The 13,421-nt window shown below is 67.5% G+C and carries 16 protein-coding genes and 1 tRNA gene; 5 read left to right on the top strand and 12 right to left on the bottom strand.

Annotated elements, in window-relative coordinates:
* Positions 1-8: 8 nt before the first annotated feature.
* Both Nocox_RS00460 and Nocox_RS00455 read right to left on the bottom strand, forming a co-directional pair.
* Entirely contained in the window at positions 9-1,067 is a 1,059-nt protein-coding gene (locus tag Nocox_RS00460; RefSeq protein ID WP_020542322.1) for a hypothetical protein, read from the bottom strand.
* Entirely contained in the window at positions 1,064-1,279 is a 216-nt protein-coding gene (locus tag Nocox_RS00455) for a heavy-metal-associated domain-containing protein (protein WP_020542321.1), read from the bottom strand. The genes Nocox_RS00460 and Nocox_RS00455 overlap by 4 nt, the downstream gene beginning before the upstream one ends.
* Before the next feature lie 483 nt (positions 1,280-1,762).
* On the opposite strand from Nocox_RS00455, the gene Nocox_RS00450 reads away from it, so the two are divergent.
* From Nocox_RS00450 to Nocox_RS00435, 4 genes are all read left to right on the top strand, one after another.
* Positions 1,763-1,882, top strand: a complete 120-nt coding sequence (locus tag Nocox_RS00450) for a DLW-39 family protein (protein WP_020542320.1) — start codon at positions 1,763-1,765, stop codon at positions 1,880-1,882.
* Positions 1,883-1,897: 15 nt separating this feature from the next.
* Entirely contained in the window at positions 1,898-2,626 is a 729-nt protein-coding gene (locus Nocox_RS00445; protein ID WP_020542319.1) for an HAD-IA family hydrolase, read from the top strand.
* A 17-nt stretch (positions 2,627-2,643) separates the two neighbouring features.
* A tRNA-Ala gene (locus Nocox_RS00440) sits at positions 2,644-2,716 on the top strand.
* 125 nt (positions 2,717-2,841) lie between these two features.
* Positions 2,842-3,255, top strand: a complete 414-nt coding sequence (locus Nocox_RS00435; RefSeq protein ID WP_157382946.1) for a hypothetical protein — start codon at positions 2,842-2,844, stop codon at positions 3,253-3,255.
* On the opposite strand, the gene Nocox_RS00430 is transcribed toward Nocox_RS00435, so the two are convergent.
* From Nocox_RS00430 to Nocox_RS00385, 10 genes are all read right to left on the bottom strand, one after another.
* Complete coding sequence (locus tag Nocox_RS00430) at positions 3,226-4,560, bottom strand: ISL3 family transposase (protein WP_063711730.1); 1,335 nt, start codon at positions 4,558-4,560, stop codon at positions 3,226-3,228. The genes Nocox_RS00435 and Nocox_RS00430 overlap by 30 nt on opposite strands.
* A 328-nt stretch (positions 4,561-4,888) precedes the next feature.
* Positions 4,889-6,181, bottom strand: coding sequence for a site-specific integrase (locus Nocox_RS00425; protein ID WP_020547008.1), 1,293 nt, complete (start codon positions 6,179-6,181; stop codon positions 4,889-4,891).
* Positions 6,181-6,363 (bottom strand): helix-turn-helix domain-containing protein, encoded by a 183-nt coding sequence (locus Nocox_RS00420; protein WP_020547009.1) that lies wholly within the window; start codon positions 6,361-6,363, stop codon positions 6,181-6,183. Before Nocox_RS00420 ends, Nocox_RS00425 begins: the two co-directional genes overlap by 1 nt.
* The gene (locus Nocox_RS00415) at positions 6,353-7,687 is read right to left on the bottom strand and encodes a replication initiator (protein ID WP_020547010.1); all 1,335 of its coding nucleotides are present in this window, start codon (positions 7,685-7,687) and stop codon (positions 6,353-6,355) included. Before Nocox_RS00415 ends, Nocox_RS00420 begins: the two co-directional genes overlap by 11 nt.
* Positions 7,688-7,817: 130 nt before the next feature.
* Entirely contained in the window at positions 7,818-8,084 is a 267-nt protein-coding gene (locus tag Nocox_RS00410; RefSeq protein WP_020547011.1) for a hypothetical protein, read from the bottom strand.
* Positions 8,085-8,098: 14 nt separating this feature from the next.
* Positions 8,099-8,752 carry a DUF2637 domain-containing protein gene (locus tag Nocox_RS00405; RefSeq protein ID WP_020547012.1) on the bottom strand — a complete coding sequence of 218 codons (654 nt, stop codon included), beginning with the start codon at positions 8,750-8,752 and terminating at the stop codon, positions 8,099-8,101.
* A gap of 25 nt (positions 8,753-8,777) precedes the next feature.
* Positions 8,778-10,112 (bottom strand): FtsK/SpoIIIE domain-containing protein, encoded by a 1,335-nt coding sequence (locus Nocox_RS00400; RefSeq protein WP_020547013.1) that lies wholly within the window; start codon positions 10,110-10,112, stop codon positions 8,778-8,780.
* On the bottom strand, positions 10,105-10,434 hold the full coding sequence (locus Nocox_RS00395; protein WP_033411164.1) for an SCO3933 family regulatory protein: 330 nt from the start codon (positions 10,432-10,434) through the stop codon (positions 10,105-10,107). Before Nocox_RS00395 ends, Nocox_RS00400 begins: the two co-directional genes overlap by 8 nt.
* 323 nt (positions 10,435-10,757) lie before the next feature.
* Positions 10,758-11,954 carry a helix-turn-helix domain-containing protein gene (locus Nocox_RS00390; protein ID WP_246649826.1) on the bottom strand — a complete coding sequence of 399 codons (1,197 nt, stop codon included), beginning with the start codon at positions 11,952-11,954 and terminating at the stop codon, positions 10,758-10,760.
* A 2-nt stretch (positions 11,955-11,956) separates the two neighbouring features.
* Positions 11,957-12,253 (bottom strand): putative quinol monooxygenase, encoded by a 297-nt coding sequence (locus tag Nocox_RS00385; protein ID WP_246649706.1) that lies wholly within the window; start codon positions 12,251-12,253, stop codon positions 11,957-11,959.
* Positions 12,254-12,438: 185 nt separating this feature from the next.
* Between Nocox_RS00385 and Nocox_RS00380 the strand changes: the two genes are divergently transcribed.
* Positions 12,439-12,867, top strand: a complete 429-nt coding sequence (locus Nocox_RS00380) for an ATP-binding protein (protein WP_020547017.1) — start codon at positions 12,439-12,441, stop codon at positions 12,865-12,867.
* Positions 12,868-13,421: the final 554 nt, after the last annotated feature.

Raw genomic sequence — 13,421 nt, 5'->3', positions numbered from 1 at the left:
CCGTGCCGTCAGTGGCCGTGGTCGTGGGTGGCCGAGGGCGCGTGCCCGTCGGCGAGGGTGGCGGGAACGGTGAAGCTCGCCGGCCGCACCTGGTCGTCATGCTGGAAGTCGAGGAACAGCCGGTAGTTGCCGACGCTCGGCGCCTCCACGTAGAACGTGATCTCCGGCCCGGCCTGCGCGCTCTCCTCCGGATGCACGTGCAGGTAGGCGAGGTCACCCGCGCGCAGCGCGACCAGATGTCCGTACGCGCCCAGGTAGGGCTGCAGATCCGTCACCGGCTTGCCGTCCTTGCTGACCGTGAGCGTGAGCTTGCTCGACCGGCCCGGCACCAGGTTACCGGCGAGGTTCACCGTGTAGTCGCCGACCGTCGCCGTACGGCTGACGTGCGGCAACGGCTGCGGCCGGTAGTCGCCCGCGGCCTGGAGGTCCGCGCCCAGCGTCAGCTTCTCGCCGCCCTCAGGGCCCTCGTGGCCCTCGTGGCCCTCGTGGCCCTCGGGGCCCTCGGGGCTTTCGGGGACGAAGTCGGCGAAGGCGCGGTAGGCGCCGGGGGCGGGCAGCGTCAGGCGGGTCTTCCAGGTGCCGTCCGCGGCCAGCTCGGGGTGGACGTGCTGGAAGCTGGTGAGGTCGCGGGAGACGACGATGAAGTGCATCTTCTTGTCGTGCTCGACCTTGTAGGCGGTCACCGGGCGCTGGTCGGGGCCGGTGACGCGGAACGTCAGGTCCATGGGGCGGCCGGCGACCGGGGTGGTGAGCAGGGAAAGGGTGTAACCGTTCTGGGACACCTGGAGCCCCCCGGGGGTATCGCTCTTGGTCTTACTGTCGGCCTCGCCGTCGGCGTGGGCATTGTCGTGGGCGTCGTCGTGGGCGTGTTCGCCCTGGGCACCCGTCTTGTCCTCGGCCTTGCCGCTGGTCGAGTCGCTGGCCGGCGCGGCGGCGGACGCGGAATCCCTTCCGTCGCCCGAGGCCGCGACCCGCCCCACGCCCAGGGCCCCGCCGAACACGACAGCCAGCCCCAGGACGTACGCGCCCAACTTGCCGGCCGCGCCTAGCTTGCCGGCCGCGTTCACGACCGGCCCGTCAGTTCGTACCCGGCCTCTTCCACCGCCGCGGCGATCCTCGCCTGCTCGACCGGCTCGTCACTGCTGACCGTGAGCAGCCCACTCTCCAGCTCGACCTCGACGGAGGTGACGCCGGCGACCTCGCCGACCTCCTCCTTCACCGAGCTGACGCAGTGTCCGCAGGTCATGCCCTTGACGGTGTAGGTGGCGGTAACGGTCATCACGGTCTCCTCAACATGCTCAAGTACGTCCTCATCGAATCTAACACCGTACCCCCCTAGGGTATTTCGACGTCTTGCCTCTCCCCTTGACGTACGGACGAAAGCGCTCCAGCGGCGGGCCGTTCGCTCACGGCGTCCAGCCATCCCGGCGAAAGTAGCATACCCCCCTAGGGTATGTTCAAGCCCCTGAATCCGGACACGCGGCCCTGTCGGCACGTGAGAACCGTCACCCCTGGATATGGTGGGCCCTTGAGGACGACGCGAAGACTCGCCGAGCACTCGCTAGCTTGAAAAGTTGCCTGAGCAGTTGTTTCGGCACCTGCTCGTATCCCTACCCATCCCCCAATCCACACATTTCACCGCCCAATCCGCACATCTGGTCCGCGCTCAACACGAGGACCGCAGCCATCCCTTGCTAGGCTGCATGTCAACCGTTGGGTCTCACCCCGGCAGGTGAGGCCGTCGAAGAAGTGGGGTCACACCGTGAAGAAGCTGCTCGTTCTTGCGCTGATCGCCCTCGGGGGGTTGCTGATCTGGCGTAAGGTGCAGGCCGACCGCGCCGAGCTCGATCTCTGGACCGAGGCGACCGGCAGCGAGAACTAACCGACCGGCGAGGCGATGAGTGACATCGTCCCCATCAAGCTGGTGTGCCTGGACCTTGCAGGCACCACGGTCGGTGACATCGCCATGGTCGAACGCGCCTTCGCCGAGGCGATCGCGACACAGGGCATAGTGCCCGGGACCGGAGCGTACGCGCGAGCCATGGTTCACGTGCACCGGTCCCGGGGCTGCCCCAAGATCGACGTCTTCCGCGGCATCTTCCCCGGCAACGAGGCCCAGGCCCAGGCGGCGAACCTGACCTTCGAGCGCTCCTACGAGGACGCCCTGGAGCGCGCGGGTCTCGAACCCATGCCCGGTGTCCTCGAAGTCCTCGACAAGCTCCGCGGCAACGACGTGAAGCTCGCCCTGATCACCGGCTTCAGCCGCACCACGCTGAGCCGCGTCCTCGGCATCCTCGGCTGGCACGACCGCATCGACCTGGCCATCTCCCCGGAAGACGCGGGAGGCCGCGGCCGCCCCTGGCCCGACATGGTCCTCCACGCCGTCCTCCGCCTCGGCGTACCCGACGTGCGCAACGTGGCCGTGGTCGGCGACTCGGAGAGCGACATGCTCTGCGGCCGCCGCGCCGGCGCCTCCATCGTGGCCGGCCTCATGACCGGCGTCCACAGCCGCGAACGCCTCCTCAAGGGCGGCGCGACCCACATCCTGGACTCCATCGTCGACTTCCCCGGCCTGATCCTGACCGACGACCTCGACACGACGCAGGTGGCATCCTCCGCCCGGTAAGCTATCTTCGTCTCGAAGGGGCCTTAGCTCAGTTGGCAGAGCGCCTGCTTTGCAAGCAGGAAGTCAGGAGTTCGAATCTCCTAGGCTCCACCGCAGCTCAAAGGCCACATCCCGTGATCGGGAAGTGGCCTTTTCGATCTTGTACAGCTGCAAAGTACAGCTACACCTCCAGTTCGGCTAGCACAGGAGCAAGCAAGCCCGCGATCATGATGCGCGTGGCATTACTCAGGTTGCTGGCGATCGGCCTTCTCAGCGGTGTCGTAGCGCTGCCGTTCTTGTGGATCCAGCGCGGCGAGAATTTCGAGCACGCACGACTCGCAGCCTTGATGGCGCTGGACGCTGGACAGGTCGTAACCGTTCCACTCGGGTTGCTGGTGGGCATCGTGCTGACCGCCACACGGTCGTGGACGCGTACACCTGGCTATGCCCTGGGTTCGATCACGATGCTGTTCGGCGTGATCGTCGCGACGCAGGCTTGGGCCACGATGAACTGGGTCGAAGGACGACCTTCCGGGGTCGGTGATCCAGACGGCGAGTTTGTCATGGCCTTCCTTGCCCTGTTCTCTGGCGTGATCACGACCTTTGTCGGGTCATCGAACTTACGCGGGGATAGCTCGGTTTCGGCTTGAGCGGGTGGTTGCGCAGCGTGATCGGAGGCGTTGATTGCTCGTGTTGCGGAAGCCGTACGCGCAGCGCGCTTCGAGCTTGATCACGCGATTGGTCCCTTCGCTCTTGGCATTGGTGATGCCCGTGCGGATGAACGCCTCGATCTCGGCCCACCAGGCGGCGATGCTCTGGGCCAAGGTGACCAGTTCGGGCAGGTAGGCGTGGTCGGCGCACCAGGCGAAAAAGGCGTGCAGGCGGTGGGCGATCCGCGAGCGGGCCGGGTTGGTCCGGGCCAGCGCGAGCAGGTGACGCAGTTTCTCCTTGGCGTGCCAGCCTGCCAGCAGATGCCTGCCGGCGGTGCCGATCCTGCCCACGTCGCGTTCCAGGACGGCACGCTGCTCGGCGGTCAACTCCTCGGCATTGGCGCGCAGCAGGCGGCGGTGGTCGTATTCGGGGTCGCCCTTGCGTCCACGGCGTCCGCGCATCTTCCAGGTCAGCCGCCGCCGCAGCTCAGCGAGCTTGGCGTTGGCCAGTTGCACCAGGTGGAAATGGTCCACCACGATGATCGCGTGTGGCAGCGCGGCGCGGATCGCCGAGCGAAACACCGCGCACATGTCGATCGCCACGTAGGAGACGGCGTTGCGCCATGCGGCGGGCCGGGCGTTCAACCAGGCCGTGACCGACGTCGCCACGCGGCCTTCGACCTGGCCGAGCAGCCCTTGCTCCCCGCACAGATCGGTGAAGCCGACATGCCATCGGTCGGCGATCAGCCGGTACTTGCCGGTGGCCGCATCCTGTTCCCAGCGGGGAGCGCCCCGCCGGATCTCATCGATCCCGATTGCCGAGGTCGGCAGCGGCTCGGCGGGCAGCACCTCGGTGGCATAGGCGCGCATCTCGCGCATCGCCACCGGCCAGGACAGCCGATGGTCACGCCCGGCCTGGGAGATGGTGCGCCCGCCGTCCACCACGCTGCGCCCGCAGGCCCGCCGCAACCTGGCGGTGGTCCGCATCCTCGCGCCGACCTGCGGAACCTGCTCGGTGAACGATCCGCGCCGACAGCGTTCCTCCCGGCACACCCAGCGGCGTTTGTGCCACAGCAGGCTGATCGTCTCACCGCCGGCGCACAGGTCGCGGGGCGAGGTGAGCACACGTTCCTTGACCCGGGTGGCGAACACCCCGCACGCCGGGCAGGCCCGTGCCGTCTCATCATCAGTGATCATGTGGACCACCCGATGGCCGTCATCGTCGCGTTCCACCCGCACCACCGCCACGCCTTCCAGGCCCAGCAGCAGTGTCGCATCCGAAGAAATCTCTATAGTGTTCTGCACGCCCGTGGTTTCTTGAAGATCGACTGCCTAGACAACAGTCATGATCCACAAGAGCCGCGGGCATCTTGCATCCGGGGTGATCTTCAGCCTTAGCCGTCACTCAACGTGACCAGAGAGCGGACTCCTGCCGCCCCTCCCCGATCAAACTCGAAGACCCCCTTTGTCGGCGTGCTCATCCTTCTCTTTCGATGGACTGGGTATGAGTCGCAAGCGGAACCGTCGTCGCGTGGCGGCGGCAGGAGAAGTCGTCAGCCCTTGTCACACGTTGAAGGCCACTCCCCGTGAGTCGAGGAATGGCCTAATCGATTTTCGTCAGTGCTGGGTCTCGCTAGGAGTCGAGATGATCACCAAGCTTCTTCAGAGCTCGGCGCGTCTCTGCGGACGAGACTTCGCTGTATACGTTCATGGTCACGGAGATCTGTGAGTGACGAAGGATCTGCATGGCCACGCGTGGATGAACGTCGAGGGCGACGAGCAAAGACGCGCAGGTCTTGCGGGTGGCGTGGACATGGACTCTTCGTACGTTTGCCTTGGCGCAGGCGTTCGCGAAGCTGCGCCGGAAGTTGGACGGTTCGATCGGCCGACCACTGGCGGTGGTGAAGACGAGGCCGGTCTCCTGCCAGTCGTCTCCCGCCGCATCCCTGGCGGCATCGCGTACCCGTTGACGGGTACGGAGGGCCGTCGTGACGATCTCGGGAAAGGGCAAAGTGGCGTCGGAGGCATCCGTCTTTGTCTGGCGGTGCAGCAGCTTGCCGGCGACTCGCTGGAGTTGCCAGCCGATCGTCATCTCGGCCTGGTCGAGGTCGACGTCCTCCCAACGCAGCCCGAGGACCTCGCCGAGCCGCAGACCCAGGACGAGCACCAGGACGTACGCCGGGTACATCGGGTCCTCCCGAGTACGGGCTGACTCCAGGAAGGTCCTGGCCTCGTCCACCGACCAGGGCTTGACCTTGCGCTTCCGAGGGACCGACATCTTGACGTTGGCCGCGACGTTGCGCGTCAGGGCTTCTTCGCGGACGGCGTTACTCAGGGCGGCCCGCAGCGTCATGTAGGCGTCGTGGACGGTCCACTCCGAGGGTTCGGACTTGCAGCACTTGCCGACCGCACAGCAGTGCTGACGGCGCTTTGGGTTGCTGTGGATTTCTGGACGAGCGGCGTCCTTGCGTTGGTCGCAGCATTGGCAGGAGCGGCGGATCTTGTTCACCCACGTCTGGACGTCCCGCACGGTCAGCTTGTCGAGCCGCTTGGAGCCGAGCGCGGGCGTGATGTAAAGCCGGGCGAACATCTCGTAGTTCGCGGCGGTCTTGGGCGCGAGGTTGGGCTCCACGACGTTGGCGAGCCAGTACGTCAGGTAGTCCGAGAGCTTCGGCGATTTGGTGACCACCGGCCCCCTGCGGGCCAGTTCGTGAAGCTTGAGCCACTTCTCGTGGGTCTCCTCGCGGGTCTTGCCGTACGCCCACTTGCGGGTTTTCTTGCCTTCTGGCGTGGTGACCCAGACGTAGCCTGCCCAGCCGTTCTTGTACGGGAAGATCGAGCCTTCGTTGTTGGCGCGGGTTCGCCGGCTCTTGCGAGGGCCGCGCTCGGGCTCGTCGGGTGTCGCGAGGGTGGTCTTGGTGGGCATCAGGCGGCCTCCTCGCATAGCTGGGTCACGTACGCCTCCAGCGCGGAGGCGGGGATGCGGCGGCAGCGGACGCCGACGATGATCGAGCGGAGTTCGCCGGAGCGGATGAGGTTGTAGAGCGTCCAGCGGCTGACCTTCAGGACGGCCATCGCTTCCGGGACGGTGAGCAGTTCAGCGGTCATCTGGTTCCCTGAGGTGTGGCGCGTGCTGGCCGGTGATGGCCGAGGCGAGGAGCTGTTCGCCGAGGGAGAGCCCTTGTCCGGCGTAGGCCCAGTGAGCAACGACGAGAACGGTGTCCTCGTCGAAGAATGGGAGGTGTCCGGTGCTGATCTGTTCGGCGCGCATGTGTTCTTCGCGGGCGGCGCGCAGGGCGCTGAGGGTGGTGGAGTAGCGGCGGGACTTGGTGGAGAAGTGGCCGCGGAAGCCGAGCATGTGGGCCCAGTGGGTGAGCCGTAGGTCAGCCAGGCCGGGCTCACTGCCCAGCCGCATGCAGGCGGCGATCAGCCGGCGGGCGTGCTCGCGTACCGGGAGTGCGGCCAGGTCGTCCAAGGGCTGAATACGGCGGTCGAGGGTGCCGACGCATTCGGCGGCCTTGGTGGCGTACTTCGCGATGTAGGCGGCTACGGCTCGTTCGGTGAGGTCGCCGTCCATGGTGATGGGGCGGACGTCGAGCTGCGTGCCCCAGCGGAAGGTACGGCTCAGTGGCTTGATCTCCGCGGTGACGACTGCGGCGGCGTGCTGGACGGCTTGGGCCAGGGCGTCACCGGTCGCCCAGGGCGGTGGCGGCGAGTCGGGACCGTCGGGTCCGTCGAGGCGGATGACGGCGTGGAAGTGGACGACGCCGCGGCGCTGGTATTCGGCGACCTTGGCGAAGGCGATGCTGACGTGCTCCTGTAGGGCCTTGACGGTCAGGCCGTTGAGGCGGGCGAAGCGGCGGCGCAGGGCGAGGGTGAAGCGTCGCCACAGTTCGGGGCTGATGGCGTTGAACAGGACCGAGCCGTCGTAGTCGTAGCAGTCGAGGCACAGCGGTTCGCCGAGGCGCGGGTCGTCGGCGCTGTGGCGGTCTGTGCAGGACATGACCTGTCCGTGCGAGCAGGTCTCGGCGTCGCGGCGGGCGTGGCAGGGCAGGACCTTGCCGTTCTTCTCCCGCCGGACGTGTACGGCTCCGAAGGACGGCGCGGTGAGGGTGACGAACAGGCACGGGTGCGCGCTGACCGTCTCGGGGACGCCCTTGCCGCCGATGAGGCCGGCGCGGACGAGCTGGTAGGTGTCGGCGCGGTAGACCTCGGCGCAGGCCCGGCAGCGGGAGGCGCGGCGGGTCTTGCACGCCACGCGCAGGACGCCGTCCGGTTCGGTGCTGGTGCTGTAGCGGTGCAGGAGGTGGCCGGTGGCCTGGTCGTAGTGTTCGACCTTGCCCCGCAGGTGGATGGGCTGGCGGCAGCCGCCGGTACGGCGGATCTGGCCGGCCCAGCGGTCGTAGTCGGATTGGTTGAGCCGGTGGATCATTCCAGCCACGGCGTGGCTGTGGGCAAGGTGGGGCAAGATGGGTTCCGTCCTATCCAGTGACGCTGGTGTGGATGGCCCCCGGCCTGGCGCGGATCTTGGCGGATGTGTGGCCAGGCGGGGGGCGCTACGGCTATGCGCCGTGGTTGTCGATGCCGGTGCCGTGGCAGTCGGCGCAGGTCTGGTCGTCGTAGAGGCCGGTGCCGTTGCAGGTGCAGCAGCGGTAGTGGATGAGGGGCGTCGCGTCCGCGGTCATCGGCATGTCGGCGTCTTGGGCATCGGGTACGAAGTGATGAACGACGGTGCTTCGTGGGATCGGTACGTCGGGACGGGCTTCCAGCAGTTCGGCCAGGGCGCGTAGCCCGGCGATGAACGCGGGCCGCGAGTGAAGAGCGGACATGGACGCCGTTCCTCTCAGTGAGCTTGAACGGGTTGCAGGACGTGGAGGAGATCCGTGGCGAGTTGCTCGGAGACACCCAGGCGGGCACGGATGAGGTCTGCCGAGATGTGCTCGCCGTGCTTGGCGCGGTGCTCGTCAGCGACGCGGCGGGCGTAGTCGACGAGGGCCGGAGCTGGTGTCGGGCTGTCGTGGCGGGCCGGGACATCCCGGGACCCTGCGGAGGCTGAGGACGTCTGCGCGGAGGGCGAGGACGTCTGCGGGACGTCCTGTGGTGTGTCGGCGCTGGTGGTCGTGGCGCGGCGTTCGAGCATGGAGACCGCGACCAGGAAGGCACCGGCCGGGGTGGCGGCGGTGATCCAGCCCCAGACGGTTGGTGTGGCTTGGGCAAGGTTGGCCGCCAGGGACAGGATGATGCCGCCAGTTAGGACGAGGACGGGCCAGGAGACCGGGCCGCGCCGGGTTCGGCCGGTCTTCTTGTCGCGTTGGCGTTCGCGGGCGGCCATGACGCAGGTCAGGTCGATGCAGATGGCGATGGCCCAGGACATCCAGCCGGTCTGTCCGTGTTCGCTGGCGGTGTCGCGGATGTGGGTGAACGAGCCTGCACCCGCGATGAGTGCCAGGACGAGGACAGAGCCGGTGTCGAGGAGCCAGGCGGTGATGCGGCGCATCTCAGTTCCTCCTCGGAGTGCCGGTTCAGGCGGTTTGCTGGTCGGGCGTCTCGATGGGTTGGGCGGTCACCACCTCGGACCAAGGCGGCGCCAGGTGCGCGTAGGTGCGGGCGGCGCGCTCGGCGGTTTGCTCAGTGACGTAGAAGGAGCGGGCGCGGTACCACTGGCCGTCCTGGCCGGCGACGATGGCGACGCCGGGCGTCTCGGCGGCGATAGTGCGAGCCGAGTCGAGCGCGGCGGGGTCGAGGTCGCCGAGGGTCATGGTGGCGGTCTCGGGATCGTTGACCCGGTGGCAGATCCGGCCCGAGCACTGCGCCCGGAGCGCGGTCACACCGGGACCGAGGTCGGAGCCGATGCGCTGTCCGCAGCAGAACAGGTAGATGCCGAACGCCCGGCCGAGCTGGGCGACCCGCAGCAGGGCTGTCGAGGTCTTGGCGATCTCGTCTTTCTCCGACTTGTCGGCCATCAGGTAAAGCTCGGCCAGCTCGTCCACCAGGACCACGATCGGTACCGGCCGCATGGTGGGCGGGAGTTGCCAGATGTTGCGGGCGCCGGCCATCCGGCACACGCCCATCCGGTCGGTCATGAGCGCCACCAGGTCCTCCAGCAACCCGCCACACTCGGCGCGGGAGGTGGCCAGCGCGGACAATCGTGGTGCGTACGGGGTGAACTCGACGCCGCCCTTGAGATCGAAGCCGATCAGCGCGACCGGTTGCGGGGCGAGGCCGACGATGAGGGCGTTGGCGAGGTTGGACTTGCCGGACTGTGTTGCTCCGGCGTTCAGCCAGTGCGGCACGGTGCGGAAGTCGATCACCCACGGTGTGCCGGTCTCCAGGCGGCCCACGGTGACCTTGAGCAGCTCGGTGGACGGTGGCAGTTCATCGACCTTGACCAAGGGGTCATGGACGGTGGCGGCCAGCCGTACCCGGCCGGGCTTGTCGGAGGAGACGCGTACGGCGTGCACGCCCCAGGAGTGCGCGAGCCGTTCGGCGACCTCGGCGTAGTCGGCGGGAATCTGTCCTTCCAGGGTGTGCAGGGTGACGCGCCAGCCGTGACGGGCCGGCAGCGGTAGCCACATGAACGGCTTGGTGTCCACGGCGATGCGCTGCCACTTGCGCCGCACCCGGACGACGCCGGTCGAGGCGACCAGGCCGGGAACGGTGGTGAACCAGAAGCGCTGCCGCTTCTTGGTCAGGCCGCAGCCGAGGGCGACCTTGCGCCAGGTCGCCCGGATGGTGATGGCGATGATCGGGAAGCCGATGACGAGCCAGAAGGACGGGTAGTGGAAGCGGCGCCAGGCCCAGAGCCCGGCCGCGAGAGCGGCCAGGACTGCGAGCATCGTGTAGAGCTGGTCAGACATCGGCGGCCTCCTGCTGCGGAAGCAGGGCGGTCGCGCGGTAGGAGATGCCCCATCGGCCGGCGATCTCCCAGACGTAGCCGAGCAGCCCGACCGCGTTGACGGCGTCGCCGGCCTTGATGGGCGGCTCTCCGGTGATGCCGATCTTGACGAGCTCGATCCGGCCGAACTCGTCCTCCACGGACACGGTGACCTCGTAGACGGTGTTGCCGTTCTTGTCGGTCTTGATCTCGCCGGTGTCGCGGTTGAGCACGCGAGGGCGCGGGGCCTTCACGCAGGTGATGGTGAGCTTGCTGACGTCCACAGGGATGGGGACGGTACGCATGGCGAATACACCTCTCGTCAGCCTGTTGATCAGGCGTTTCAGGACGAGGGAGACCGTGCCGTCAGCTCGGAGGCGATAGCATCGAAGCGCCAACTAGGGTGCTAACGCATCCGGCCTGGGCGGGTCTCCCGCTCAGGCCACTTTCATGTGTGGCCTTCTCTCCGCCTTCCGTGAGCGGACCTCCTTGATCCACCCCTGAAACGCGAAGAGCGTTCGTGCTGGGCTGCCACCCTCCGACTACGGAGAGTTCCAGCTACAACACGAACGCTACCTGATACTGAGAGTAATCACTAGTACTTAGAGTACGTGGACACGTACTTTTTCTACGCCCCCACTCGCTCGGCCAGTTCCCGTAGCTCCGTCGATGCCGGGTCCTGCATCGACACCAGGTCGGAGACGAGCTGCCGTACTACCCGATGGTTACGGATCTGCTCGGGCGTCACGTCCTCCGCCTCCAGCAGCCGCGCCACCGCCTCGTCCACCTGGCGACGCTGCGCATGCGCCCGCGCCAGATCCACCGCGAGCCGTGCCCGCCGCTCGGCCGACAGCGTCGAGACGTCCACCGCGGTTCCGACCCGCAGCGCATGCCCGGCGTCACCGACCTCCACCGCTACGGCCACCTCATGCAGCGCCACGTTGGCCGGCCCGAACTCGGTGTTGTAGTCGTTGCGCCCTTCACCGACCCGCGCGGCCATGCCGCGGGCTCGCGACAGGTGCTCGTAGGCGACATCGGCCTGATTGAGCCGCGAGGCCGCGACCGCCCGCTGCAAGGTCAGGCCGCCCCACAGCGACATCGCTTCCACGTTGCCCTGATCGGTCAGGAACCACAGCGCCTCAGCAGCCGTACGCGCAGTCTCCTCCACCTGATCGAAGTGACGCGCCCCCAGGAACACGAACCCCAGCCGGAACGCCCCGGCCGCCATCATCAACGGGTTACCGGCACGCTCGGCCGCGCTGATGGCCCGATCGGCCGCGATCCACGCCGCCTCCGGCTCACCCAGCTTCGCCAGCGACGCCGAACACGCCTGATAGGTGACCGCCAGCAGCTCGAACAACTCGGCTTGCCGTTCAGCGGGCGCGGACCGTACCGCGTTCTCCAGCGTCGGGACGAGCCCACGCAGCAGCTCCGTCAGCTCGACGTAGCGGCTCTGATGCGTCAGCTCCCAGGCGTGATCCACCCGCGGCTTGAGCTGTTCGGTCGGCGGCACCGGCGTGGCGTGCAACATGGCCTGCAACGAGTGCGCCCCGGACAGCACCAGCCGTAGCCCGGCCGTCCCCGGCATCTCCTCGGTCGTGGCCGCCACCACCGGCGCCTCAGCGGCCAGCTCCGACAGCGGTACGTCCAGCGTCTCGGCGACCTTCTCCAGCACGGACATGCGATCGACCTTGCGGACGCCCCGCTCAACTTGCGAGATCCACGCCACCGACCGGTCCACCAGCCGCGCCAGCTCAGCTTGCGACAGGCCACGCCGTTTGCGTTCTTGGGCGATGCGCCGTCCGAGCGCCCGCTGATACTCCATGCTCACGACGTCGTGCCCTTCCCGCTCAGCAGATCCAGCCAGTCGACCTCGACCGAGGCCAGCAGTTCCTCGCGAGCGGCCAGGAAGCGCCTGGTGTGCTCGGTCTGCTCGTGGGCGTCGAAGGCGTCGCGGTCCCGGTACAGCTCGTAGAAGATCCGCTGGAGCGGCTGACCGTCCACCCGGTGCGAGGCGTACACGATCGTTCCCGGCTCGTGCCGGCGGATCGCCTCGATTGTCTCACCGACGAGGGCGTCGAACGCTGCGGCGCTCTCCTCGTCCTTGCAGGTGAATCGCACCATGAGTCCGAACATGTACGCCTCCTGAGTCGCCGTCACGGTCTGGGATCTCGGTGTCTTCACTCGACCAGTACTTATTGTGCGGCGCAAGTACATCAAGTCGCTTGTACTTGAAGTATAGCACCAGTACTTTAAGTACGGATAGCGGATCGCAGGGCGTTGACCTGCATGAACGCAAGGAAACGGCGATGTACCCAGCGCTGAACAGCCGCCAAGAAATCCACCGGTGGTGTCGCAACTTCCCCGGCACCAAGGCCCAGATCAGCGAAGCGCGCCGATTCGTCAACAGCTACCTCGGCGACCGCCCCGAGGCCTACACCGCCGAACTCGTCACATCCGAACTGGCCACCAACGCCATCCGCCGCACCCGCAGCGGCCAGGCCGGCGGCCGATTCGGCGTCACCCTCCACGCAGGCACCACCCTGCTGATCCTCGCCGTCCACGACGAAGGCGGCCCCTCAACTCCGCGCCGATGCCAGGCCGAGAACACGGATCAGAACGGCCGTGGGCTGTACCTGGTGGAGAGCCTGACGACACGCTGGGGCGTCCACGGCGACGACGGCGGGCGCACGGTATGGGCGCTCATCCCTCTCAACTCCACCGGCCAACCCACATGAGCGACTGCCTGTCACCTCACCCGCCTCAGCCGCAGCCGAACCACATGCGGCTGGCCTGGTTCACGGCTCGTACGGATGCACGACGACGAATCATCGCCTGGACCTGCCACTGCGACGCGGTCATCTACGAGCTCTGCACCACAGGCGGACAGTTCTTCCTGCTCCGCACAGACCTCGCCGCGAAGGAGGTCCGCGAGACCCGTCGCATGCGGCTCCGAGAAGGACAGGCCGTGTGGCAGGCACTACTGCAGGGCCGAGCACGGTAGGACAACAGCGCCAGTTACCAAGATCATAAACTCGGCATCGTCGCTGGATGAGAACTTTCTCTACGGCTTTAAAGGCGGCCCGCTGCGCGGCCCGCCGGGCGCGCCGGGCGGTCTGCGTGCCCGGCTGCGGCTCTTCGGCCGGTCCGGGCACGCACCGCCCGCGCCCCAGAATCGGCATTACTGGGTACCTTTACCGCGAGCATCCATCGCATCACCGCTCGCCGCATTAGCTCGGACGGCCGCCAGTCGCCGGTCATCAATCACACTGGAAGTCGTCCCGCCGTCAGG

This window comes from Nonomuraea coxensis DSM 45129, assembly GCF_019397265.1.
Taxonomy (GTDB): Bacteria; Actinomycetota; Actinomycetes; order Streptosporangiales; family Streptosporangiaceae; genus Nonomuraea; species Nonomuraea coxensis.
Note: the sequence above shows the minus strand (reverse complement) of the source record. Positions and strands in the feature narration are given on the sequence as shown.